Raw genomic sequence first — 19,909 nt, forward strand, 5'->3', positions numbered from 1 at the left:
GCCAGCCGACGAACAGCAGCAAGGCGCCGACGGCCGCGACGCCACCCGCCAGCGACCAGCCGCCGTCGCGCAGGTTGAGCAGGCTCGCCGGGGCATCGGCGTAGGCGCGCGCATGCACCAGCACGTAGGCCAGCCGCGCGCCGCCGGCGCCGGCGAACAGCGCCCACCACAGCACGCGCTCGTCTTCGGCGAAGGCCCCGTGCTCGCCGCGGCGCCGCCAACGCGCCGCCAGCAGCGCCGCCGCGAACATCGCCAGCGCGAGCCACAGGCCACCCGGCAGCAGCAGCGGGCCCAGTGAAATTTCAGGGATGTGGAGTGCTGGCGTCATGCGAAGTGAAGTGCGACGGAGTTGGCGATCCATCCGCGATGGTTACAAGTGAAACGATTATTTGTTGCATCGCAAGGTTGACAGTGTCGTGACCGCGGCGCACCTTGCGCCCCTGTCATACCTATACCGGTAGGGGTATCCAAACATGAGTTCCGTGCCCGGTTCCACCCGCTCCTTCGACGCCGGGGCCAAGCCGCTCTGGCGCCCGCACGCGGCGGGCGTACTGCTCGGCCTCGGCCTGCTGCTCACCTTCGTGCTCACCGGCCACGGCCTCGGTGGCAGCGGCTTCACCACGGCCCTGGCCGCCAAGAGCGCGCAGGTCGTGGCGCCGGCCGCCACCGAGGCCAACAGCTATTTCGGCGGCATGGTCGAGGACGGGCGCAACCCGCTCGACGCCTGGATCACCTGGCAGGTGATCGGCGTGGCCTTCGGCGCCCTGATCGGCGCGCTGAGCGCCCGCCGCTTCAAGATCCAGCTCGACGGCCCGGGTGCGCTGGGCAAGCCGGGCCGCATCGCCATGGCCTTGCTCGGCGGCATGGTCGCCGGCTTCGGCGCCCGCATCTCGCTGGGTTGCACCAGTGGCCTGGGCCTGTCCGGCGCGGCCACGCTGGCCACGGCCGGCTTCGTCTTCCTCGGCGGCTTCTTCATCTCGGGCGCGGTGTTCGGCCTGCTCACCCGGAGGCTCTGGAAATGACGTTCCCCATCGGCTTCGACGGCATCATCTCCGGCCTGCTCTGCGGCCTGGTGTTCGGCTTCGCGCTTGAACGCGCCGGCTTCGCCAGCGGATGCAAGCTCACCGCCCAGCTGCGCTTCCAGGACTGGGCCGTGTTCAACGTGATGTTCACCGCCATCCTGGTCTGCGCCGTGGGCCTGTACGTGCTGCGCCTGGCCGGCCTGGTGGACATGGAGCAGGTCTACATCCCCACCACCTACCTCTGGGCCACCGCGCTCGGCGGCGTGGGCGTGGGCGCCGGCATGGCCATCGGCGGCTACTGCCCGGGTACGTCGGTGGTCGGCTTCATGTCCGGTCGCATCGATGGCCTGGTGTTCTTCATCGGCATCATCGCCGGCACCTGGCTGTTCGCCGGCGCCTACGACTTCCTGCTGCCGATGCTCGAGGCGCTGCCCGGCCCCGAGGCGCAGACGCTGTCCGAACTCGCCGGCGTGCCCGACTGGGTGGTGCTGGTGGCGCTGACCGCCGTCGCCGCCGTCGTCGGCTGGTTCACCGCCCGTCCCAAGGCGGCCGCCTGAGCGGCCGCAACGATTCCAGGAGCAAGACCATGCGCAAGACCCCGCACCGCAACGCCGCCACGCTCACCGCACGCCTGTCGGCGCTGATGCTCGTCGCCGGCGCCCTGGCCCCGGCCGCCTTCGCCCAGGACGCCAAGCCGGCGCAGGCCACCGAGCAGGCCACCGAACAGGGCCAGGACGCCGACAAGGAAAAGGACAAGGACCAGGCGCAGGCCACCACGCAGGCCGCCAAGTCGGCGCCCGCCCCGGCCACCGCCGAGCGCAAGAAGCCGGCCAATCCCTGCGCGCCGGCGCCGCGCAAGAAGAAAGCGCGCAATCCCTGCGCCTGAAGCCGGATCCCGCCCGGACCCGCCATGTCACCGACCCTGCCACGCCTCGCCGGCCGCGACGAGAACCTGCCCGCCCTGCGCGCGGCCGGCTCGGAGCTGCTCGACGTGCTGCATGCGCTGCACCGCAAGGGTCGCAACGTGGTGACCGAGCTGATGTTCCCGCGCACCTCGCTCGGCGAGTGGGAACACCTGCCCGCCGACGACGTGCTCGATCCGGGTACCGGCTTCCGCTACTACTACCACGCGCATCCGGACAGCGTGGCCAAGCGCGAGCACGGTCATTTCCACCTGTTCCAGCGCGTCTCCGGCGCCGACGGCAAGCCTGCGTTCACCCACCTGGCCGGCGTGTCGGTGAACGCCGCGGGCCTGCCGCTGCGCGCCTTCACCACCAACCGCTGGGTCACCGACGAGGTGATGCAGCCGGCCGCGGCCGTGGGCGCCATGCTCGACCGCTTCGACGTGCGCACGCCGCGCCGCCTGGAACTGGTGCACCGCTGGCTGGGCGCCGTGACGCGCCTGTTCCGCCCGCAGGTGGACTGGCTGCTCGAGCAGCGCGACCAGCGCATCGCCCGCGAGCTGCCGCGCCGTCCCAATCTCTTCGAAGACCGCCGCACCGAATTGCTGTCGGAATGCGCGCTGGACCTCGGGCGTCAGTTCGCCCGCCTTGAACACACCACCGCCCCGGCCCGGGGCTGAAGGAAGGACCATGAAGCCGTATGCCCTGATGTTCTTGCTGTCCGCGTTGCTGTCGGCGCCGCTTGCCGCGGTGGAGCTGCCCGGCCCGGTGGTCAGCCCCGAGTGGCTGGACCAGAACCGCGACGCGGTGGTGGTGCTCGACGTTCGCAACGGCCTGGACGCCTTCACCGAGGCGCCCGAATACGAAACCGCCGAAGACGGCAGCAAGAAGCTCACCGTCGTCGGTGGCCACGTGCCGGGCGCGCGCCCGGTGGACTTCAACACGCTGCGCATCAGCACCACCGTCGACGGCAAGAAGATCGACAAGATGCTGCCCTCGCGCGAGCAGGTGCAGGCGCTGGTGCGCGGCTGGGGCGTCAACCAGGGCGACGTGCTGGTGATCACCTCGCCGGGCGAGAGCTTCGACGAATCCGACATGGCCGCGCGCCTGTACTGGACCCTGAAGGTGCATGGCCACGAAGCGATGGCGCTGCTCGACGGCGGCAACGCCGCCTGGGGCCAGGCCGGCCTGCCGCTGGCGACCGATGCCGCCACCGCGCCGGCCGCGGGCAACTGGACCGCGGGCGAACTGCGCGGCCAGTGGCTGGCCGCCGCCGCCGACCTCAAGCCCCGCCACGCCAGCCCGCAGCTGGTGGACGCGCGCCCGGCGCCGCAGTACCTGGGCCTGTTCTTCAAGAAGCCGGCTGTGACGGCGGGTGGCCATGTCGAGGGCGCGGTGAACTTCGCGCCGGACGTGCGCACCCGCGAGGCCGGCTTGTCGCGCGGCTTCTTCGCCGCCGACCGCTACCGCCAGGTGCTGGGCGCCGTGGGCGTGAAGCCCGAGGCCGGCAGCATCGTGTACTGCAACACCGGCCACATGGCCGCCGGCGCCTGGTTCGTGCTGAGCGAGGTGCTGGGCGTGGAAAACGTGAAGCTCTACGACGGCTCCATGCACGAGTGGACCACGCTGGGCCACCCGGTGGTGGGCCTGGACTGAGCCATGCCCTTCCTGGCCGCCCCCGTGATCGCCTCAGCCGCCGTCGGCGGACCCGAGTGCCTCGGCTTCGAGCTCGAGGTACACGGTGTAGGCGTTGCGCCGGTTGGCGGCCTCGAAGGTCGGCAGGTTCGCGTAGTCGCTCCAGTCGATGCGCTCGTAGGCTTCGTCGAAGGGGATCATCTCCTCGACGGCACGGCCCAGTTCGCTGCGCAGGAATCGCAGGTAGCCGCCGGTGAGCGCCAGGTCGGCAGCGACGTTCTCCGAAGCTTCGCCATGGCCCGGCACCACGACCCTGGCGCCGGCCGCCTGCATGCGTTCGATGGCCGCCAGCCAGCCGCGCGTATTGCCGTCCACCACGAAGGGCAGGCGGCCGCTGAAGTACAGGTCGCCGGCGAACAGCACGTCGTCGTTTTCCACCAGCAGCATCAGGTCGTCGGGCGCATGCGCGTGGCCGCCGGTGACCAGGCGGAAATCGATGCCGCCCAGCGAAAAGTCTTCGCTTTCGGTGTCCTTGAATTCGATCCAGCGGTCGGCGGGCAGCACGCGGGTGGTTTCGTCCACCCACGGCGCCAGTTCTACGCGGCGCTGGGCCAGGCGTTCGCCCGCGAGGTCGGACGCGAGGTAGAGCCTGCCTTCGCTGCGCGCCCAGATCTCGGCGCCTTCGGCCTGGAACACCTGCAGGCCGTAGACGTGGTCGGCGTGGTAGTGCGTGACGACGACGCGGCGCACGGGCTGGTTGGTGACTGCGCGGATGGCCGCCAGCATTTCGCGCGCCAGCGCGGGCGTGCCCAGCGTGTCCACCACCACGACGCCCTCGTCGGTGACGACGAAGCCGGCGTTGCTGGTGTAGCCGCGGTTGGCCTGGCTGGCCACGCCGGCGTCGCCGTGGAAGTACCAGCTGTGTTCGCCCACGCGCACCGCTTCGAGCGCCGCCACCGGCGTGCTCGCGCAGCCGGTGGCCAGCGCGAGCGCGGCGCCGAGCAGGGAAAGAGAAAGTCGCGCGCGGGTCGGGTTCATGCCGGCAGCCGTCAGGGGATGTGCACGGAATCGTACCAGCACGCCATGAAATCGAAGATGCGGGAGAAACACGCATGAGTTCCGAACCGAGCCGCCCGGGGCGCCTGCTCAAGGCACCGGAAGGTTTCCTCGACAACGACTTCATCAAGTCGGTGAACAAGGAAGGCTTCAACGAAGAGCGCCGCGACTGGATGCGCCGCATGTTCACCGCCGCCGCCGGCGTCGCCGCCGCGGCCGCGCTGCCGCGCCTGGCCGCCGCGCAGGAAGCCGGGGACCCCGAGATCCTGAACCTGCCGCCGTGGTCCACCTCGCTCGGCCTGCCGGTGGCGCACCGCCCCTACGGCATGCCGGCCAAGTACGAATCGAACCTGGTTCGCCGCGAGAGCCCGGGCCTGGCCAGCGTGCCGCAGGCCTCGGTGGCGTTCACGCCGCTGCAGGGCCTGTTCGGCATCATCACGCCGTCGGGCCTGCACTTCGAGCGCCACCACCAGGGCTGGCAGGAGATCGACCCGGCCCGCCACCGCCTGATGATCAACGGCCTGGTGAAGACCCCCAAGGTCTACACCATGGACGACCTGATGCGTCTGCCGTCGGTGTCGCGCATCCACTTCATCGAATGCGGCGCCAACTCCGCCATGGAGTGGGGCAACGTGGCCGTGCCCACTGTGCAGTACACCCACGGCATGCTCTCGTGCTCGGAATACACCGGCGTGCTGCTGTCGACGCTGCTCGAGGACTGCGGCATCGACCTCAAGCGCGCGAAGTACCTGCTGGCCGAAGGCGCCGACGGTTCCAGCATGACCCGCACCATCGACATCGAGCGCGCGCTCGACGACGCCATGGTCGCCTACGGCATGAACGGCGAAATGATCCGCCCCGAGCAGGGCTACCCGCTGCGCCTGGTGGTGCCCGGCGTGCAGGGCGTGAGCTGGGTGAAGTGGCTGCGCCGCCTGGAAGTGGGCGACAAGCCCTACGCCACCAAGGACGAGACCTCCGGCTACGCCGACCTCATGCCCGACGGCACCATGCGCCAGTACACCTCGATCCAGGAAGCCAAGTCGGTGATCACCTCGCCCTCGGGCGGCCAGGTGCTGCTGGAGAAGGGCTACTACAACGTCACCGGCCTGGCCTGGTCGGGCCGCGGCAAGGTCAGGCGCGTCGATGTTTCCTTCGACGGCGGCATCAACTGGCAGACCGCGCGCCTCGAGACCCCGGTCCTGAGCAAGGCGCTCACCCGCTTCAACATCGGCTGGGCGTGGAACGGCGAACCGGCGCTGCTGCAGAGCCGCGTCATCGACGACACCGGCTACGTGCAGCCCACCTACGGCCAGCTGCGCGCGGTGCGCGGCACCCGTTCGGTCTACCACAACAACGCCATCCAGACCTGGAAGGTCGCTGAAAACGGCGAGGTGTCGAATGTCCAGATCGCCTGAGTTCGCGGGCCTTTCCCTGGCGCTGCTGCTGGCGCTGGCGCCGGCCGCGGGCGCATTCGACGGCATCGGCCGCCCGGCCACCGGGGCCGAGGTGAAGGCCTGGGACATCGACGTTCGCCCGGATTTCCAGGGCCTGCCCGAAGGTTCGGGCAGCGTCATGGACGGCGAGCAGATCTGGATCGAGAAGTGCTCGTCCTGCCACGGCGACTTCGGCGACGCCAACCACGTGTTCCCGCCGCTGATCGGCAACACCACCGCCCAGGACATCGAAACCGGCCGCGTGGCCGCGCTGGCCCAGGCCGGCGCCACCCGCACCACCATCATGAAGGTGCCCACGGTCTCGACGCTGTGGGACTTCATCAACCGCGCCATGCCCTGGGACAAGCCCAAGTCGCTCAAGCCCGACGAGGTGTACGCGGTGGTGGCCTACATGCTCAACCTGGCCGAGGTGGTGCCGGCCGACTACGTGCTCAGCCACGAGAACATCGCCTTCGCGCAGTCGCGCATGCCCAACCGCAACGGCATGACGCTCGAGCACGGCCTGTGGAAGGTGGACGGCAAGCCCGACACCCGCAACAAGGCCTGCATGAAGAACTGCCGCGAGTCGGCCGAGATCACCTCGAGCCTGCCCGACTTCGCGCGCAACGCCCACGGCGAGCTGCAGAAGCAGAACCGCGAGTACGGCGCCATCCGCGGCGCGCGCACCTCGCCCGAAGGCGAGGCGCCGGCCGAGGAGGCCGCGGTGTCGAAGGCGCCCAACGAGCTGCTGTCGGGCAACGCCTGCCTGGGCTGCCACGGCATCGACGCCAAGCTGGTCGGCCCGGGCTTCCGCGAGATCGTCGCGAAGCACAAGGACCGCGCCGACGCGGCCGACTACCTGGCCGGGAAGATCCGCAGCGGCGGCTCCGGCGTCTGGGGCGCCATCCCGATGCCGCCGCAGCCGCAGCTCGACGACGAGCAGGTGAAGACCCTGGTGCGCTGGCTGCTCGACGGCGCGCCCGAATAACCCCATTCCACGCAAGGCGAACACGATGAACAAGCGAAACACCCGCACCCTGCTTCCCCTGGCCGCGCTCGCCGTGGCCGGCCTGTCCGGCGCCGCCAGCGCCGCCGCGCCGACCGACGCGCTCACGCGCAATACCTGCTCGGCCTGCCACGGCGTGGACAACAAGATCGTCGGCCCGGCCTTCGCCGACGTCGCCAGGAAGTACGCCGGCCAGGCCGACGCCAAGGATGCGCTCAAAGCCCGCATCAAGGCCGGCGGTTCCGGCGCCTGGGGCCCGGTGCCGATGCCGCCGCAGCCGAACATCAGCGATGCCGACCTGGAACTGATCGTCGACTGGCTGGTCGGCGGCGCCAAGCCCTGACCCCCGCCTTCCACCCCACGAGCAACACGGAGTTCCCATGAACCTCAATCGTCGTTCCTTCCTCGTCTCCGGCGCCTCCGCGCTGGCCCTGCTCGGCGTCGCCGCGGCGTGGCCGGTGCGCGCGCTGGCCAAGCTGGTCCGCCCCGAGGCGGCCTTCACCGCCACGAACGTCAACGACGCCATCGCCGGCATCGGCGGCGCGGCCGAAACCAGCGCCGAGATCGTGTTCCAGACCCCGGAAATCGCCGAGAACGGCGCCGTGGTGCCGGTCAGCGTGACCAGCAACCTCCCGGGCACCGACCAGATCTCGATCCTGGTCGAAGCCAACCCGAACCCCCTGGTCGCGGTGTTCTCCATTCCCGAGGGCACCCTGCCGACCGTGCAGACCCGCGTGAAGGTCGCGCAGACCTGCAACCTCACCGCCGTGGTGCGAGCCAACGGCAAGAACTACTCGGTGTCGCGCGAGACCAAGGTCACCCTTGGCGGCTGCGGCGGCTGAACCCGGACAAAGACGAAGGAGAACAGACATGGGCAACCCGATGCGCATCCGCGCCACGATCAAGGGCGACACCACCGAAGTGAAGGTGCTGATGTCCCACCCGATGGAAACCGGCCAGCGCAAGGACTCGGCCGGCGCCGTCGTCCCCGCGCACTTCATCACCACCGTGGTGGCGCACCACAACGACCGCGAAGTGCTGTCGGCGGAGTGGGGCGCGGCCGTTTCGCAGAACCCGTTCTTGCAGTTCTCGTTCAAGGGCGGCGCGGCCGGCGACAAGGTCAAGGTGTCCTGGACCGACAACAAGGGCGACACCCGTACCGACGAAGTCGCGCTGGCGTGATGCCATGAACCAGTCCATCCCCAAGACCTTCGTGCTCGGCCTGGCGCTCGCGCTGGCGCCGGTGTCGGCCAGCTTCGCCCAGTCGGGCAACGACGTGTTCGCGGAGTACCGCGAGATGTTCGGCGACGACAACCCGGCCGAGCTGGCCGAGATGCAGGGCGAAGAGATCTGGCGTGCGGTGCGCGGCCCGAAGCAGGCCTCGCTGGAGCAGTGCGACCTGGGCCTGGGCCCGGGCGTGATGCAGGGCGCCTATGCGCAGCTGCCGCGCTGGTTCGAGGACGCCGGCCAGGTGATGGACCTGGAAATGCGCCTGCTGTGGTGCATGGAAAAGCAACAGGGCCTGGACGTCTCGGCCCTGCGTGCCCATCCGTTCTCCGAGCAGGGCCAGCAGCAGACCGACCTCGAGGCGCTCTCGGCCTACATCGCCGCGCAGTCGCGCGGGACCACGGTGGCGGTGCCGCAGCAGCACCCGGCCGAGCGCCGGGCCTTCGAAAACGGCAAGCGCTTCTTCAACTACCGCGCCGGCCCGCACGACTTCTCCTGCGCCACCTGCCACACCCACGACGGCAAGCGCATCCGCCTGCAGGACATGCCGCGGCTCAACACCGTCGAGGGCGCCAAGGGTTCGTTCCCGACCTGGCCGGCCTACCGCCTGAGCCAGGGCGCGGTGCGCACGCTGGAGTGGCGCATGAACGACTGCATGCGCCAGCAGCGCCTGCCCGGCCTGCAGCATGGCTCCGACGTGGCCATCGGCCTGATCACCTACCTCGGCGTGCAGGCCAACGGCGCCGTGATGGATTCGCCCGGACTGAAGCGATAGGACCCCGACCATGAAGACCCTCCGAACCGCTTCCCTGCCGCTGCTCGCCGCGCTGTTCGCGGCCGGCTGCGGCCACGCGCCCAAGGCCGGCGAGACCGCCGCGGCCTTCGATGCGCCGCTCGACATCACCGGCTCCTTCGCCCCGCGCGGCCAGGCCGGCATGGACCGCCTGGACCAGGACGAGACCCAGCGCATCTGCAGCGAATACGAAGGCAAGCCGGTGCCGCCCGAGCTCGTCACCACGATCATGGAAGCCGCCAACGCCGGCATCCGCTTCCCGGCCGACGGCAACTACCTGGGCGACTGGAAGAACGGCGAGAAGATCGCCAAGACCGGCACCGGCCTGCAGAGCAACGACGACCCGAACCTGCCCAACGGCGGCAACTGCTACGCCTGCCACCAGATGGCCGCGGAGGAGATCGCCTACGGCACCATCGCGCCCTCGCTGGGCCTGTACGGCAAGCTGCGCGGCAACAGCGAGCCCATCCTCAAGTACACCTGGACGCGCCTGTGGAACTCGCACGCCTACAACGCGTGCTCGCACATGCCGCGCTTCGGCGAGAAGAAGATCCTTGACGAGCAGCAGCTCAAGGACGTGATGGCCTACCTGTTCGACCCGCAGTCGCCGGTCAACCTCGAAGCGCCCGGGAAGGACTGAAATGCAGCGCCGCGAATTCCTGTCCGTCATGGCGGCCGCGGCCGCCGCACTGGCCCAGTCCGACCCGGCGCTGGCGCGCAGCCCGCGGGCGATGCGCCGGCTCTACGACGTGCCGCGCCACGGCAACGTGCACCTGCTGCACTTCACCGACAGCCACGCCCAGCTGCTGCCCATCCACTTCCGCGAGCCGTCGGTGAACATCGGCGTCGGCGAGGCGCTCAACCGCGCCCCGCACGTGGTCGGCAAGGCCTTCCTGGAAAGCTTCGGCCTGCGCGCCGGCACGCCGGAGGCGCATGCCTTCACCTGCCTGGACTTCGTCGAGGGCGCGCGCGAGTACGGCAAGGTCGGCGGCTTCGCCCACCTGGCCACGCTGGTGAAGCAGCTGCGCGATTCCCGCCCGGGCGCGCTGCTGCTCGACGGCGGCGACACCTGGCAGGGCTCCGGCACCGCGCTGTGGACCAACGGCCAGGACATGGTCGACGCCTGCAAGCGGCTGGGCGTGGACGTGATGACCGGCCACTGGGAATTCACCCTGGGCGCCGAGCGCGTGCAGGAAATCATCAGCCGGGACTTCGCCGGCAAGGTGGAGTTCGTCGCGCAGAACGTGAACACCCGCGACTTCGGCGACCAGGTCTTCAAGCCCTACGTCATCCGCGAAATGAACGGCGTGCCGGTGGCCATCCTGGGCCAGGCCTTCCCCTACACGCCCATCGCCAACCCGGCCTGGATGGTGCCCGACTGGAGCTTCGGCATCCAGGAAGAGGCCATGCAGGTGGCCATCGACGCCGCCCGCGCCGAGGGCGCGCAGGTGGTGGTGCTGCTGTCGCACAACGGCATGGACGTGGACCTCAAGCTCGCCTCGCGCGTGCGCGGCCTGGACGCCATCCTCGGCGGCCACACCCACGACGGCATGCCGATGCCCACGCGCGTGCGCAACGCCGGCGGCGAAACCCTGGTGACCAACGCCGGCAGCAACGGCAAGTTCCTGGGCGTGCTCGATTTCGACGTGCGCAACGGCAAGGTGGCCAGCTGGAAATACCGCCTGCTGCCGGTGTTCGCGAACGCGCTGGCCGCCGACGGCGAAATGCAGAAGCTCATCGACGACGTGCGCGCGCCCTACCTGGCCAGGCTCGACGAGCCGCTGGCCCGCACCGACGAGCTGCTCTACCGCCGCGGCAACTTCAACGGCAGCTTCGACCAGCTGATCCTCGACGCCATGCTCGAGGTGAAGGGCGCCCAGGTGGCGCTGTCGCCGGGCTTCCGCTGGGGCACGTCGCTGCTGCCGGGCGACACGATCCGCATGGAACACCTGATGGACCAGACGGCCATCACCTACCCGCACTCCACGCTCACCGACATGAAGGGCTCGATGCTCAAGACGGTGCTCGAGGACGTGGCCGACAACCTGTTCAACGCCGACCCGTATTACCAGCAGGGCGGCGACATGGTGCGCGTGGGCGGCATGGACTATTCGATCGACCCGAACGCCAGCATGGGCAACCGCATCCGCGACATGCGCATCGGCGGCGTGGCGGTGGAAGCCGACAAGACCTACCGCGTGGCCGGCTGGGCGCCGGTAGCGGAAGGCGCGCAGGGCGAACCTATCTGGGACGTGGTGGCCGGCTGGCTGCGCGACCGCAAGACGGTGTCGCTGAAGGATGTCCAGCAGCCGAAGCTCATCGGCGTGGACGGCAATGCGGGCCTGGCGGGCTGAGGTGACGCGCTTGGAACGATCAGGCGTACTTGCTGAGGGTGCGGATGATGCCGGACACGCGCTCCTGGCGCTGGCTCTCATCCCGGCCGTCGGCGATCTCGTACTCGAGGCTGCAGGCCATCATCTCGAAGAAGGCGCGGTCGAGCGCCTGGCGCGCGGCCGCGAGCTGCTGGGCGATGTCCTCGCAGGACTCGCCGCCTTCGACCATGCGCAGCACGCCGCGGATCTGGCCTTCGACGCGGCGCAGCCGCAGTCCGATGGCCCGCTGGTGCGCGGCGCGGATCTCGGTGGCGGTCTGGACGGTGGCGACGGCGGTGCCGGTGGCCTTCTTCGGCGCCTTGCGCTTGCTCGGGGTCGGCATGTTCGCGGTTCCAAAATTGCTTCGGGAATGCTAGCACACGACGCCCGCAGCGCCGGTCGCAGCGCGGCCTGCAGGGCCGGGGTGGCGCGATGAACGAAGCCCAGCTGCTGCAGGCCATCGCCGGCGGCGCCCTGATCGGGCTCTCGGCCGGACTACTGTTCATCTTCAATGGCCGCATCGCCGGCGTGAGCGGATTCTTCGGCGACGCGCTGGCCAATCCGAAGCTGCCTGGGACCGCGTCGCGCGTGCTGTTCCTGCTCGGGCTGGTGGCGGGCTACCTGCTGGTGCGCCACTTCGTGGCCGGCACCGGTGGCATGCAATTGCAGGCCGGCTGGGGCGGCATGGTGCTGGCCGGCTTGCTGGTGGGTTACGGCACGCGCCTGGGCTGCGGCTGCACGTCGGGGCATGGCATCTGCGGCATCTCGCGGCTGTCGCCACGCTCGCTGGCGGCCACGGCGGTGTTCATGGCGGCCGGCCTGGCCACTGTGTTCCTGCTGCGACTGGCGGGGTGGCGCTGATGCGCGCCGTCGCTGCCCTGGCCTGCGGCACGCTGTTCGGCGCCGGGCTGACGCTGGCGGGCATGACCGATCCCGCGCGCGTCATTGGTTTCCTCGACGTGGCGGGCGCCTGGGACCCGAGCCTGGCTGTGGTGATGGCCAGCGCGCTGGCAGTGGCGCTGCCGATGTTCCAGTGGGCGCTGCGGCGCCAGGCGCGCCCCGTGCTGGCGCCGCGCCGGTACCTGCCCGAACGCACCGAGATAGACCGCGACCTCGTCGTCGGCGCGCTGCTGTTCGGCGCCGGCTGGGGCATCGCCGGCCTGTGCCCGGGCCCGGCGATTGCCGGCCTCGGCTCGGGCCGGCCGGAACTCTTCGCCTTCGTGCTCGCCATGGCGGCGGGCGTGGGGGTGCGTGCCTTGCACGCGGCGCGCACGGCGCTCCGCGACGACTGCCGGAGCTAGGCGCCATGCGCCGCCCGCAGCCTCCCACCGAACAACTAAAGCCACGGGCCGATGGTCGGCCAGGGCAAACACGCCACCGGCTCGCGCGCCGGCGGTGAAATCCCGGGGAGGGAACCATGCGCAGCACCATCCACCATCGTAAGCTCCAAACCACCGCGATCCTCGCGGCGATCTCGCTGCTCGGGAGCGGGTCCGCCTTCGCCACCAACGGCTACTTCTCGCACGGCTACGGCACCCAGAGCAAAGCCATGGCCGGCACCGGCGTCGCCCGTTCGCTCGACACCCTGGCCCCGGCCACCAACCCGGCCGGCCTGCTCGGCGTCGAGGACGGCATGGACGCGGGCATGGCCTGGTTCTCGCCCGACCGCGGCTATGAGGTCACCGGCGGCCCGTCCGGCGCCTGCATGTCGGCGCAGCAGTGCACCTTCGGCGTCGGCCCGGCCAGGCTGCGCAGCGACAAGGACTATTTCCTCATCCCGCACTTCGGCTGGAAGCGTTCGCTGGGCGACAACGCCGCCATCGGCGTGGCCGTGTACGGCAACGGCGGCATGAACACCCGCTACCTCGGCGGCAGCGCCACCTTCGGCGTGCCCATGGGCAGCGTGCCCCCGGGCATGGGCTTCACCATGCCGGGCACCTTCGGCGACGGCACCGCCGGCGTGGACCTGATGCAGATGTTCATCGCGCCGACCTATGCGCGGGCCTTCGGCGAGGATTCTTCGTTCGGCATCTCGCCCATCATCGCGCTGCAGAGCTTCGAGGCCCGCGGCCTGGGCAACTTCGCGCCGTTTTCTTCCGACCCGACCAAGCTCACCAACAACGGCCACGACACCAGCTACGGCCTGGGCCTGAAGCTGGGCATGCAGACCCAGCTGGGCGAGGGCGTGCGCTTTGGCGCCTCGTACCAGACCAAGATGTCGATGAGCGAGTTCGACGACTACGCCGGCCTGTTCGCCAACCAGGGCGACTTCGACATCCCGGCCACCGCCACCGTGGGCATGGCCTTCGACGCCGGCGACAAGCTGACGGTCGAGTTCGACGTGCAGTGGATCGCCTACGGTGACGTCGATTCCATAGCCAATCCGATGCTGCCCAACCTGATGATGGCGCCGCTCGGCGCGAACGGCGGTGCCGGCTTCGGCTGGGACGACATGACGGTGTTCAAGCTCGGCGCCGAATACCGCGCCACGGCCGACTCCACCTGGTACTTCGGCTACAGCCACACCGACCAGCCGATCCCTTCGAGCGAAGTGCTGTTCAACATCCTCGCCCCGGGCGTGGTCGAGAACCACTTCACCGTCGGCTACAGCCGCGCCCACGGTTCCAAGGGCAACCGCTGGACGGTGTCGGCGATGGTCGCGCCCTCGGTGGAAGTGCGCGGCGGCAACCCGCTGGACCCGGCGCAGACGGCCGAGCTGAGCATGGACCAGTACGAAGTCGAGTTCAGCTACCACTTCAAGGGCTGAGCCAGGAAAGACGAAGGCCGGGTCGCCCCGCGGCGGCCCGGCCTTTTCATTGCCCGCGGGGTGGCGGCGTCAGGGCTTGATGTAGGCCGCGCCCTCGTCGCATTGCAGGCGGGTGAGTTCGGCCACGCCGGAAGGCACCACCTCGACGTCGGGCAGCAGCTGTTCGCGGCTGATCTGGCGCGCCACCAGGGTGTTGTTGCAGACCCGGAACTTCACGCCGGCCGCGACGTGGGTGTCGACGATGGATTCGTAGGAATTGCCGTGCTCGTCCATGGCGCCGTCGAGCAGGAAATCCACGCCGCCGCCGAAGGCCACCACCACCAGTTCGGCGTTGGCGTCCGCGGCGCGGTGCGCGCCCAGGTTGCGCATCATCTTGATGGCGCGGGTGTGGTCGCTGATGTGGTACGCGGCGGTGCGGTGTTTCGGCTTCGCCGGCGAGGCCTCGGCCGCGGCGGGCCGGGCGGCGGCGAGCGCGGGAAGGGACAGGCCCATCATGGCCAGCTTGCCCAGCAGGCCGCGGCGGCCGGTTTGCGTCTTGTCGGTCATGGTCATTCCTTATTTGACGACGGGGCGGCCGGCGGCGGCCCAGCCATTGAAGCCCCCGGCCAGCGACACCGGGTCGCGGAAGCCGAGCTTGCGCAGCGCATCGGCCGCCAGCGCGCTGCGGGCGCCGCTGCGGCAGCTGAGGATGATGGTGGCCTCGCGATGGCCCAGCGCCGAGTCCTTCACGCAGTTCACGGCCGGGTGGCCGTCCACCTCGAATTCGAGCACGCCGCGCGGGATGTTCACCGCGCCGGGGATGTAACCGGCGGCGAACTCGGCCGGTTCGCGCACGTCCACCACGGGCGTGCCCGCGGCCTGCAGTTCGAGCAGCTGCTCGTGGTCGATCTCGCGGATGTTGGCCTTGGCCTCGGCGACCATGTCCTGGACGGTTTTCATTGGCATCTCCTGGGGTGGCGGGAGGAGCAGGGGGAAGCATACGCCGGCGTCAGCCGGCGAACAGGCCCGGCGCGGTGCGCACGATGATGAACAGGCCCATCAGCACCAGGAAGACCGAGAACATCTTCCTCAGCTTCTGCTGCGGCAGCCGGCCAGCCAGCTGCTGGCCGACCAGGCTGCCGCCGGCGCCGACCGCGGTGAAGATGCCGATCAGGCGCCAGTCGAGCACCATGCCGGCGGCGCCAAGCACGCTGACGTACTTGGCGAAGCCGCTGAAGGACTTGAGCGCGATGATCCACAGGCTGGTTCCGATGGCGCGGTGCATGGCCAGTCCGCCCAGCAGCACCAGCGCCGGAAGGATAAGGAAGCCGCCGCCCACGCCGACCAGGCCCGTGAGCACGCCTACGCCGAGGCCGTCGAGGATGATCAGGGTGCGCGAGCGCGGCACGTGCACGTACCCCTCGGGACGCACCTTCGCCGGCCGGAACATCATCCAGGCCGCCATGAGCATCACCAGCGCGAACAGGAACAGCTGCACCGGCCCCGGCACCCAGCGCGAAATGGCCGCGCCCAGCCAGGTGCCCGCCATGCCGGGAATGCCGAACCAGACCACGCTGCGCCAGTCCACCTCGCGCTTGAGCGTCCAGGGGATGGCACCGGCCAGCGCCACGCCGCCGACGATGGCCAGCGAGCCGGCGATGGCGATCTTTTCGGGCTGGCCGACCAGGTACACCAGCACCGGCACGGTAAGGATGGAGCCGCCGGAACCCAGCAGGCCCAGGGACAGGCCGATGGCGACCGCGCCCAGCAGGGCGAACCACATCATGGCGTCGCCACCGGTGCGGGGACTGCGGCGCGCGGGGTCGGGACGCTCATCGGGCTCGTTGCCTTGGATAGGGTGGGGGGTATATCCCACGCCGCCAATGTAGGAGCCGGCACCCGCCATTGCAAGGCGTCGTCCCGCGGCCGGCGGCGGAAATACGAATCCTGGCACACCGAAATGCTCAGCCTGCGCACGGCTTATGCATACGCCGGCTACTGTCATATTGTTAAGCACTTGTAAACATCACTGCTCCGGCCATCCGGCCTTGAGTAGTGGAGTAACGCAAGATGCAATCCCGTACGCTTTCCGCGTCCATCCAGCGCGCGCTGCTGGCCATGGCGGCGGTCTCGGCCGGCGCGCTGTCCGCCACCAGCGCGTTCGCGCAGGAGTCGGAAGAAGACGCCGCCACCCTCGACACCATCGAAGTCACCGGTTCGCGCCTCAAGCGCGCCGACATCGAAGGCGCCGTGCCGGTCATCGTGATCGACCGCGCCCAGATCGACGCGTCGGGCGACGTTTCCGTGGCCGACGTGCTGCGCGACTCGACCTTCGCCTCGTTCGGCAACTTCAAGCCGCAGTCCGGCTCCTCGGCCCAGTCGCTGGCCACCATCGACCTGCGCGGCGTCGGCTCCGGCCGCACCCTGGTGCTGATCGACGGCCGCCGCGCCCCGACCAACCCGATGTCCGCTTCCTCGGGCACCGACCTCAACGCCATCCCGCTGGCGGCCGTCGAGCGCATCGAGATCCTGTCCGACGGCGCCTCGGCCGTGTACGGCTCCGACGCCATCGGCGGCGTGGTCAACGTCATCCTGCGCAAGGACTTCAACGGCGCCGAGGTGCGTTACGGCATCGGTTCGACCGAAGTGAAGGGCGGCGACCTGCAGGACATGTCCGTCGTGTTCGGCTCGTCCTCCGACCGCACCCGCGTCATCGGTGGCGCCGCGTCGTCCAAGCGCGGCATGGTCTTCACCCGTGACCAGATCGGTGGCCAGGGCCTGGGCGTCTCCACCTACGGCAACAACTACTACGACTGGGACAACGAAGAAATCGTCGCCGTCCCGGGCTTCGACTGCACCCAGGGCTCGTTCTGGGTGACGGGTTCGGGCACCTGCTCGTTCAACTTCAACTCGGTGGCCGCCAACGACGCCAAGGTCGACAACACCTCGGTGTTCGTGCGCGCCGACCACCAGATCAACGACAACTGGTCGATCTACGGCTCGGCCAGCATGACCAAGGTCGAGACCTTCGGTCGCTACGCGCCGGTCCCGGGCGTGGTGGTCGTCGACGACGGCACCCCGAACGACATCAACTCGGGCGTCGCCTGCGGCGCCGGCGGTTGCGCCCCGGGCACCACCGACGGCCTGCCGACCTACTACTTCCACCGCTTCGCCGCCGCGGGCAACCGCGACAACTGGACCGACACCACCAACTCCGACTTCCTGATCGGTTTCCAGGGCCAGCTGACCGACACCGTCGGCATCGACTTCGGCATGCGCCGTACCGACTACAAGTACGTCGAGCTGGGCCGTGGCTACATCGTGGCCAACCTGGCCAACGAAGCCGCCAACAACGGCGACTACATCCTGACCGATCCGTACGGCGCCGACCCGTCGGTGCTGTCCGGCATCCAGGCCACCATCAGCCGTGACTCCCGCTGGACCACCGACGAAATCTACGCGCTGGTCAACTTCGACCTGTTCGAGATGGGCGGCGGCACCTCCAACGGCGTGTTCGGCGTCGAGTACCGCGAAGACAACCTGATCGACCTGTACGACTCGCTGTCGGAAGCCGGCCAGGTGCTGGGTTCCTCGGGCAACTCGACCTCGGGCTCGCGTGACGCCAAGGCCGCCTACTTCGAGTGGCTGCTGCCGTTCACCAGCACCTTCGACATCACGCTGGCCGGCCGCTTCGACTCCTACAGCGACTACGGCAACGACTTCTCGCCGAAGGTCGCGCTGCGCTGGCAGCCGCTGGACACCCTGACCCTGCGTGGTTCCTTCGGCCAGGGTTTCCGCGCCCCGGGCCTGGACATCCTCAACGCCAAGACCTCGTTCTCGGCCGAGCCGGTCAACGACGCCGCGTCCTGCGCCGCGCTGGGCGAGCCGAGCACCTGCCAGCTGCAGGTCGACACCTACTTCCAGGCCAACCCGAACCTGGAGTCGGAGCAGTCCACCCAGTTCAGCATCGGCGCCGTCTGGGATCCGCTGGAGTGGCTGGACGTCTCGCTCGACTACTACAACATCGAGATCGAGAACACGATCGCCCAGATCACCCCGCAGGCGATCATCAACTCCGACCTCGACCCGGCCACCTATGGTCCGATCCCGCCGGGCATGAGCATCACCCGTCGCGCGAACGGCTCCATCGACGAGATCATCGCCGGCTACGCCAACCAGGGCACGCTGGAGACCGACGGTTTCGACTTCCGCGCCAACACCAGCTTCGACCTGGGCAAGTACGGCGAACTGCGCAACCAGCTGTCGGTCTCGTACATCAACAGCTACGAGGTTGATGACGGCCTGGGCAACATCACCGAGTTCCTGGACATCAACGGCTACCCGGATCGCCGCGCTGGCCTGTACAACACCTGGACCATCGGTGACTTCACTGCTGGCTGGAACATCAACTACATCGGCGCCAACGGCCCGGTGGGTGGTTACGCCACCAACGATGTGCAGCTGACCTGGAACGCGCCGTGGAAGGGCACCATCACCGTCGGTGCCACCAACGTCGGCGACCGTTACCCGGAGCTGACCGCGTTCGACGGCCGTCCGTGGAACTTCTACCTGTACGACGCCTACGGCCGCACCACGTACTTCCGCTACACGCAGACGTTCTGATGTACCCGCTCCCGGCGCCGGTTCCCCCGGCGCCGGGGCAAGCAAGAAGAAAGGCCCGCAACCTTGGTTGCGGGCCTTTTGCTTGGGCCTTGCCTGGCGCTGGCGGTCAGCGCATCGCGGAGCGGCGGATTTCCGAAGTGGTGTAGCCGAACTTGGCCTTGAACGAGCGGCAGAACGCGCTCTTGCTCTCGAAGCCGACCACTTCGGAAATGTCGCCGATGGGCATGCGGGTGTTGCGCACCAGGGTCCAGGAGCGGTCCACGCGCAGGCGGCTGGCGTACTCCACCGGGGTTTCGCCGAACACTTCGCGGTAGAGGCGGATCAGGTGGGTGGGCGAATAGTTCGCTACTTCGGCCAGGCGGCCCAGGTCCAGGCGCGACTCGCGCCCGTAGGTGACCAGGTGGCGCACGCGCATCAGCCGCACCAGCACCTGCTCGCGGCGCTGGGTGGTGCGGCCGCTGCAGGCGTCGAGGTGCTGGCGCAGCGGGCACTGGGCGTCGTGCAGGGCCGACACCAGCGCGCCGAGCGCCGCTTCGTGGCGGGCCTCGCCCTGCCGGGCCAGTCGCGCCACGCGCACCATCAGGCGGCGCAGCTCGCGTTCGGGTTCGTGCTGCCAGGGCAGCAGCATGCGGTCGGAGCCGCCCTGCGTGCCCTGCAGGCGGCGGCTCCACAGCGCGGCGGGGGCCGCGATGCCGATAGCGCCGACCGGGCCGTGCGAGAACAGCCGCAGCGGACCGTCCTGCCAGGTGAGCAGGCGGCCCGCGGCGACGTCGCCGTTGAATTGCGCCGACTGCACGCCGAGCGAGCCGCGCAGCACCCACCAGGCCGAAGCCCAGCCGGCGGGAACGTCGATCTGCACGCCGCGTTCGGTGGCGGTGACGAAATGGAATCGGTCGCCCGACAGCGCGAGGGCTTCCGCGAAGCCGAGGCGATGGTGCGAGGCGGATGACAAGGCTGCGCGTTGGCTCATGGCACTTTTTCCGGGGGATAGCGCCAGTTTCCACGGCACCACAAGGGCCGCATGGGTCGGAGGTCATGTCCACGGGTGCGGACAGCGGACGTCCGGGGGTGCGGTTCCGGAGCGGTTCAGAAAA

General features: G+C 69.5%; 24 protein-coding genes. 17 read left to right on the forward strand and 7 right to left on the reverse strand.

What is annotated here, in order from left to right; genetic code table 11:
- On the reverse strand, nucleotides 1-328 hold a 328-nt coding region (locus N790_RS08900), incomplete at its 3' end, for a prolipoprotein diacylglyceryl transferase family protein (protein ID WP_043803419.1).
- 145 nt (nucleotides 329-473) lie between these two features.
- Here N790_RS08900 and N790_RS08905 point away from each other — a divergent pair.
- The 5 genes from N790_RS08905 to N790_RS08925 are packed head-to-tail and all read left to right on the forward strand — an operon-like array spanning nucleotide 474 to nucleotide 3,580.
- Entirely contained in the window at nucleotides 474-1,022 is a 549-nt protein-coding gene (locus N790_RS08905) for a YeeE/YedE thiosulfate transporter family protein (protein ID WP_052385823.1), read from the forward strand.
- The gene (locus tag N790_RS08910) at nucleotides 1,019-1,579 is read left to right on the forward strand and encodes a DUF6691 family protein (protein WP_043803421.1); all 561 of its coding nucleotides are present in this window, start codon (nucleotides 1,019-1,021) and stop codon (nucleotides 1,577-1,579) included. Before N790_RS08905 ends, N790_RS08910 begins: the two co-directional genes overlap by 4 nt.
- 29 nt (nucleotides 1,580-1,608) lie before the next feature.
- Nucleotides 1,609-1,908 (forward strand): hypothetical protein, encoded by a 300-nt coding sequence (locus N790_RS08915; RefSeq protein ID WP_043803423.1) that lies wholly within the window; start codon nucleotides 1,609-1,611, stop codon nucleotides 1,906-1,908.
- Between the two features lie 24 nt (nucleotides 1,909-1,932).
- Nucleotides 1,933-2,604 carry a DUF6969 family protein gene (locus N790_RS08920; protein ID WP_052385824.1) on the forward strand — a complete coding sequence of 224 codons (672 nt, stop codon included), beginning with the start codon at nucleotides 1,933-1,935 and terminating at the stop codon, nucleotides 2,602-2,604.
- A 10-nt stretch (nucleotides 2,605-2,614) separates the two neighbouring features.
- Nucleotides 2,615-3,580 (forward strand): sulfurtransferase, encoded by a 966-nt coding sequence (locus N790_RS08925; RefSeq protein WP_052385825.1) that lies wholly within the window; start codon nucleotides 2,615-2,617, stop codon nucleotides 3,578-3,580.
- Between the two features lie 33 nt (nucleotides 3,581-3,613).
- On the opposite strand, the gene N790_RS08930 is transcribed toward N790_RS08925, so the two are convergent.
- Nucleotides 3,614-4,597, reverse strand: coding sequence for an MBL fold metallo-hydrolase (locus N790_RS08930; RefSeq protein WP_043803424.1), 984 nt, complete (start codon nucleotides 4,595-4,597; stop codon nucleotides 3,614-3,616).
- Nucleotides 4,598-4,671: 74 nt separating this feature from the next.
- Here N790_RS08930 and soxC point away from each other — a divergent pair, with 74 nt between their 5' ends.
- The 8 genes from soxC to soxB are packed head-to-tail and all read left to right on the forward strand — an operon-like array spanning nucleotide 4,672 to nucleotide 11,428.
- Complete coding sequence (gene soxC / locus N790_RS08935) at nucleotides 4,672-6,030, forward strand: sulfite dehydrogenase (RefSeq protein ID WP_043803426.1); 1,359 nt, start codon at nucleotides 4,672-4,674, stop codon at nucleotides 6,028-6,030.
- Nucleotides 6,014-7,036, forward strand: coding sequence for a c-type cytochrome (locus tag N790_RS08940; protein WP_043803427.1), 1,023 nt, complete (start codon nucleotides 6,014-6,016; stop codon nucleotides 7,034-7,036). Before soxC ends, N790_RS08940 begins: the two co-directional genes overlap by 17 nt.
- A gap of 25 nt (nucleotides 7,037-7,061) precedes the next feature.
- Complete coding sequence (locus N790_RS08945; RefSeq protein ID WP_043803429.1) at nucleotides 7,062-7,397, forward strand: c-type cytochrome; 336 nt, start codon at nucleotides 7,062-7,064, stop codon at nucleotides 7,395-7,397.
- A gap of 37 nt (nucleotides 7,398-7,434) precedes the next feature.
- The gene (gene soxY, locus N790_RS08950) at nucleotides 7,435-7,896 is read left to right on the forward strand and encodes a thiosulfate oxidation carrier protein SoxY (protein ID WP_043803430.1); all 462 of its coding nucleotides are present in this window, start codon (nucleotides 7,435-7,437) and stop codon (nucleotides 7,894-7,896) included.
- Between the two features lie 28 nt (nucleotides 7,897-7,924).
- The gene (gene soxZ, locus N790_RS08955) at nucleotides 7,925-8,236 is read left to right on the forward strand and encodes a thiosulfate oxidation carrier complex protein SoxZ (protein WP_043803433.1); all 312 of its coding nucleotides are present in this window, start codon (nucleotides 7,925-7,927) and stop codon (nucleotides 8,234-8,236) included.
- Between the two features lie 4 nt (nucleotides 8,237-8,240).
- Entirely contained in the window at nucleotides 8,241-9,056 is an 816-nt protein-coding gene (gene soxA, locus N790_RS08960; protein WP_043803435.1) for a sulfur oxidation c-type cytochrome SoxA, read from the forward strand.
- Between the two features lie 10 nt (nucleotides 9,057-9,066).
- Complete coding sequence (gene soxX, locus N790_RS08965) at nucleotides 9,067-9,714, forward strand: sulfur oxidation c-type cytochrome SoxX (RefSeq protein WP_043803436.1); 648 nt, start codon at nucleotides 9,067-9,069, stop codon at nucleotides 9,712-9,714.
- 1 nt (nucleotide 9,715) lies between these two features.
- Entirely contained in the window at nucleotides 9,716-11,428 is a 1,713-nt protein-coding gene (gene soxB / locus N790_RS08970) for a thiosulfohydrolase SoxB (protein WP_043803439.1), read from the forward strand.
- A 19-nt stretch (nucleotides 11,429-11,447) separates the two neighbouring features.
- Here soxB and N790_RS08975 read toward each other — a convergent pair whose 3' ends face one another.
- The gene (locus N790_RS08975) at nucleotides 11,448-11,789 is read right to left on the reverse strand and encodes a metal-sensing transcriptional repressor (RefSeq protein WP_084062800.1); all 342 of its coding nucleotides are present in this window, start codon (nucleotides 11,787-11,789) and stop codon (nucleotides 11,448-11,450) included.
- Between the two features lie 89 nt (nucleotides 11,790-11,878).
- Here N790_RS08975 and N790_RS08980 point away from each other — a divergent pair, with 89 nt between their 5' ends.
- From N790_RS08980 to N790_RS08990, 3 genes are all read left to right on the forward strand, one after another.
- Nucleotides 11,879-12,307: a YeeE/YedE family protein gene (locus N790_RS08980; protein ID WP_043803440.1), complete on the forward strand. Its 429-nt coding sequence runs from the start codon at nucleotides 11,879-11,881 to the stop codon at nucleotides 12,305-12,307.
- On the forward strand, nucleotides 12,307-12,747 hold the full coding sequence (locus tag N790_RS08985; protein WP_043803459.1) for a YeeE/YedE family protein: 441 nt from the start codon (nucleotides 12,307-12,309) through the stop codon (nucleotides 12,745-12,747). The genes N790_RS08980 and N790_RS08985 overlap by 1 nt, the downstream gene beginning before the upstream one ends.
- Before the next feature lie 116 nt (nucleotides 12,748-12,863).
- Nucleotides 12,864-14,213 carry an OmpP1/FadL family transporter gene (locus N790_RS08990; protein ID WP_043803442.1) on the forward strand — a complete coding sequence of 450 codons (1,350 nt, stop codon included), beginning with the start codon at nucleotides 12,864-12,866 and terminating at the stop codon, nucleotides 14,211-14,213.
- A gap of 69 nt (nucleotides 14,214-14,282) precedes the next feature.
- Here the strand turns inward: N790_RS08990 and N790_RS08995 are convergent, their stop codons facing one another.
- From N790_RS08995 to N790_RS09005, 3 genes are read right to left on the reverse strand one after another with little or no spacing between them, the layout of a single operon-like run.
- Nucleotides 14,283-14,759 (reverse strand): DsrE family protein, encoded by a 477-nt coding sequence (locus N790_RS08995; RefSeq protein ID WP_169742167.1) that lies wholly within the window; start codon nucleotides 14,757-14,759, stop codon nucleotides 14,283-14,285.
- A 9-nt stretch (nucleotides 14,760-14,768) separates the two neighbouring features.
- A complete protein-coding gene (locus N790_RS09000; protein WP_043803463.1) occupies nucleotides 14,769-15,152 on the reverse strand; it encodes a rhodanese-like domain-containing protein in 384 nt (127 codons plus the stop codon).
- A 49-nt stretch (nucleotides 15,153-15,201) separates the two neighbouring features.
- Nucleotides 15,202-15,978 carry a sulfite exporter TauE/SafE family protein gene (locus N790_RS09005; protein WP_211251979.1) on the reverse strand — a complete coding sequence of 259 codons (777 nt, stop codon included), beginning with the start codon at nucleotides 15,976-15,978 and terminating at the stop codon, nucleotides 15,202-15,204.
- A 284-nt stretch (nucleotides 15,979-16,262) separates the two neighbouring features.
- Here N790_RS09005 and N790_RS09010 point away from each other — a divergent pair, with 284 nt between their 5' ends.
- On the forward strand, nucleotides 16,263-18,815 hold the full coding sequence (locus tag N790_RS09010) for a TonB-dependent receptor plug domain-containing protein (protein WP_043803445.1): 2,553 nt from the start codon (nucleotides 16,263-16,265) through the stop codon (nucleotides 18,813-18,815).
- A gap of 106 nt (nucleotides 18,816-18,921) precedes the next feature.
- Here the strand turns inward: N790_RS09010 and N790_RS15260 are convergent, their stop codons facing one another.
- Nucleotides 18,922-19,785, reverse strand: coding sequence for a helix-turn-helix transcriptional regulator (locus N790_RS15260; protein ID WP_084062802.1), 864 nt, complete (start codon nucleotides 19,783-19,785; stop codon nucleotides 18,922-18,924).
- Nucleotides 19,786-19,909: the final 124 nt, after the last annotated feature.

It is taken from the genome of Arenimonas malthae CC-JY-1, from assembly GCF_000747075.1.
Classification (GTDB): domain Bacteria; phylum Pseudomonadota; class Gammaproteobacteria; order Xanthomonadales; family Xanthomonadaceae; genus Arenimonas; species Arenimonas malthae.

Coding starts and splice junctions, on each gene's coding strand:
- N790_RS08995 (WP_169742167.1), bottom strand. CDS start 14,759: ATGACCGACAAGACGCAAACCGGCCGCCGCGGCCTGCTGGGCAAGCTG.
- N790_RS08920 (WP_052385824.1), top strand. CDS start 1,933: ATGTCACCGACCCTGCCACGCCTCGCCGGCCGCGACGAGAACCTGCCC.
- N790_RS15260 (WP_084062802.1), bottom strand. CDS start 19,785: ATGAGCCAACGCGCAGCCTTGTCATCCGCCTCGCACCATCGCCTCGGC.
- soxC (WP_043803426.1), top strand. CDS start 4,672: ATGAGTTCCGAACCGAGCCGCCCGGGGCGCCTGCTCAAGGCACCGGAA.
- soxA (WP_043803435.1), top strand. CDS start 8,241: ATGAACCAGTCCATCCCCAAGACCTTCGTGCTCGGCCTGGCGCTCGCG.
- soxB (WP_043803439.1), top strand. CDS start 9,716: ATGCAGCGCCGCGAATTCCTGTCCGTCATGGCGGCCGCGGCCGCCGCA.
- N790_RS09000 (WP_043803463.1), bottom strand. CDS start 15,152: ATGAAAACCGTCCAGGACATGGTCGCCGAGGCCAAGGCCAACATCCGC.
- N790_RS08980 (WP_043803440.1), top strand. CDS start 11,879: ATGAACGAAGCCCAGCTGCTGCAGGCCATCGCCGGCGGCGCCCTGATC.
- N790_RS09010 (WP_043803445.1), top strand. CDS start 16,263: ATGCAATCCCGTACGCTTTCCGCGTCCATCCAGCGCGCGCTGCTGGCC.
- soxX (WP_043803436.1), top strand. CDS start 9,067: ATGAAGACCCTCCGAACCGCTTCCCTGCCGCTGCTCGCCGCGCTGTTC.
- N790_RS09005 (WP_211251979.1), bottom strand. CDS start 15,978: ATGATGTGGTTCGCCCTGCTGGGCGCGGTCGCCATCGGCCTGTCCCTG.
- N790_RS08925 (WP_052385825.1), top strand. CDS start 2,615: ATGAAGCCGTATGCCCTGATGTTCTTGCTGTCCGCGTTGCTGTCGGCG.
- N790_RS08945 (WP_043803429.1), top strand. CDS start 7,062: ATGAACAAGCGAAACACCCGCACCCTGCTTCCCCTGGCCGCGCTCGCC.
- N790_RS08975 (WP_084062800.1), bottom strand. CDS start 11,789: ATGCCGACCCCGAGCAAGCGCAAGGCGCCGAAGAAGGCCACCGGCACC.
- N790_RS08910 (WP_043803421.1), top strand. CDS start 1,019: ATGACGTTCCCCATCGGCTTCGACGGCATCATCTCCGGCCTGCTCTGC.
- N790_RS08915 (WP_043803423.1), top strand. CDS start 1,609: ATGCGCAAGACCCCGCACCGCAACGCCGCCACGCTCACCGCACGCCTG.
- soxZ (WP_043803433.1), top strand. CDS start 7,925: ATGGGCAACCCGATGCGCATCCGCGCCACGATCAAGGGCGACACCACC.
- N790_RS08905 (WP_052385823.1), top strand. CDS start 474: ATGAGTTCCGTGCCCGGTTCCACCCGCTCCTTCGACGCCGGGGCCAAG.
- N790_RS08930 (WP_043803424.1), bottom strand. CDS start 4,597: ATGAACCCGACCCGCGCGCGACTTTCTCTTTCCCTGCTCGGCGCCGCG.
- N790_RS08940 (WP_043803427.1), top strand. CDS start 6,014: ATGTCCAGATCGCCTGAGTTCGCGGGCCTTTCCCTGGCGCTGCTGCTG.
- soxY (WP_043803430.1), top strand. CDS start 7,435: ATGAACCTCAATCGTCGTTCCTTCCTCGTCTCCGGCGCCTCCGCGCTG.
- N790_RS08990 (WP_043803442.1), top strand. CDS start 12,864: ATGCGCAGCACCATCCACCATCGTAAGCTCCAAACCACCGCGATCCTC.
- N790_RS08985 (WP_043803459.1), top strand. CDS start 12,307: ATGCGCGCCGTCGCTGCCCTGGCCTGCGGCACGCTGTTCGGCGCCGGG.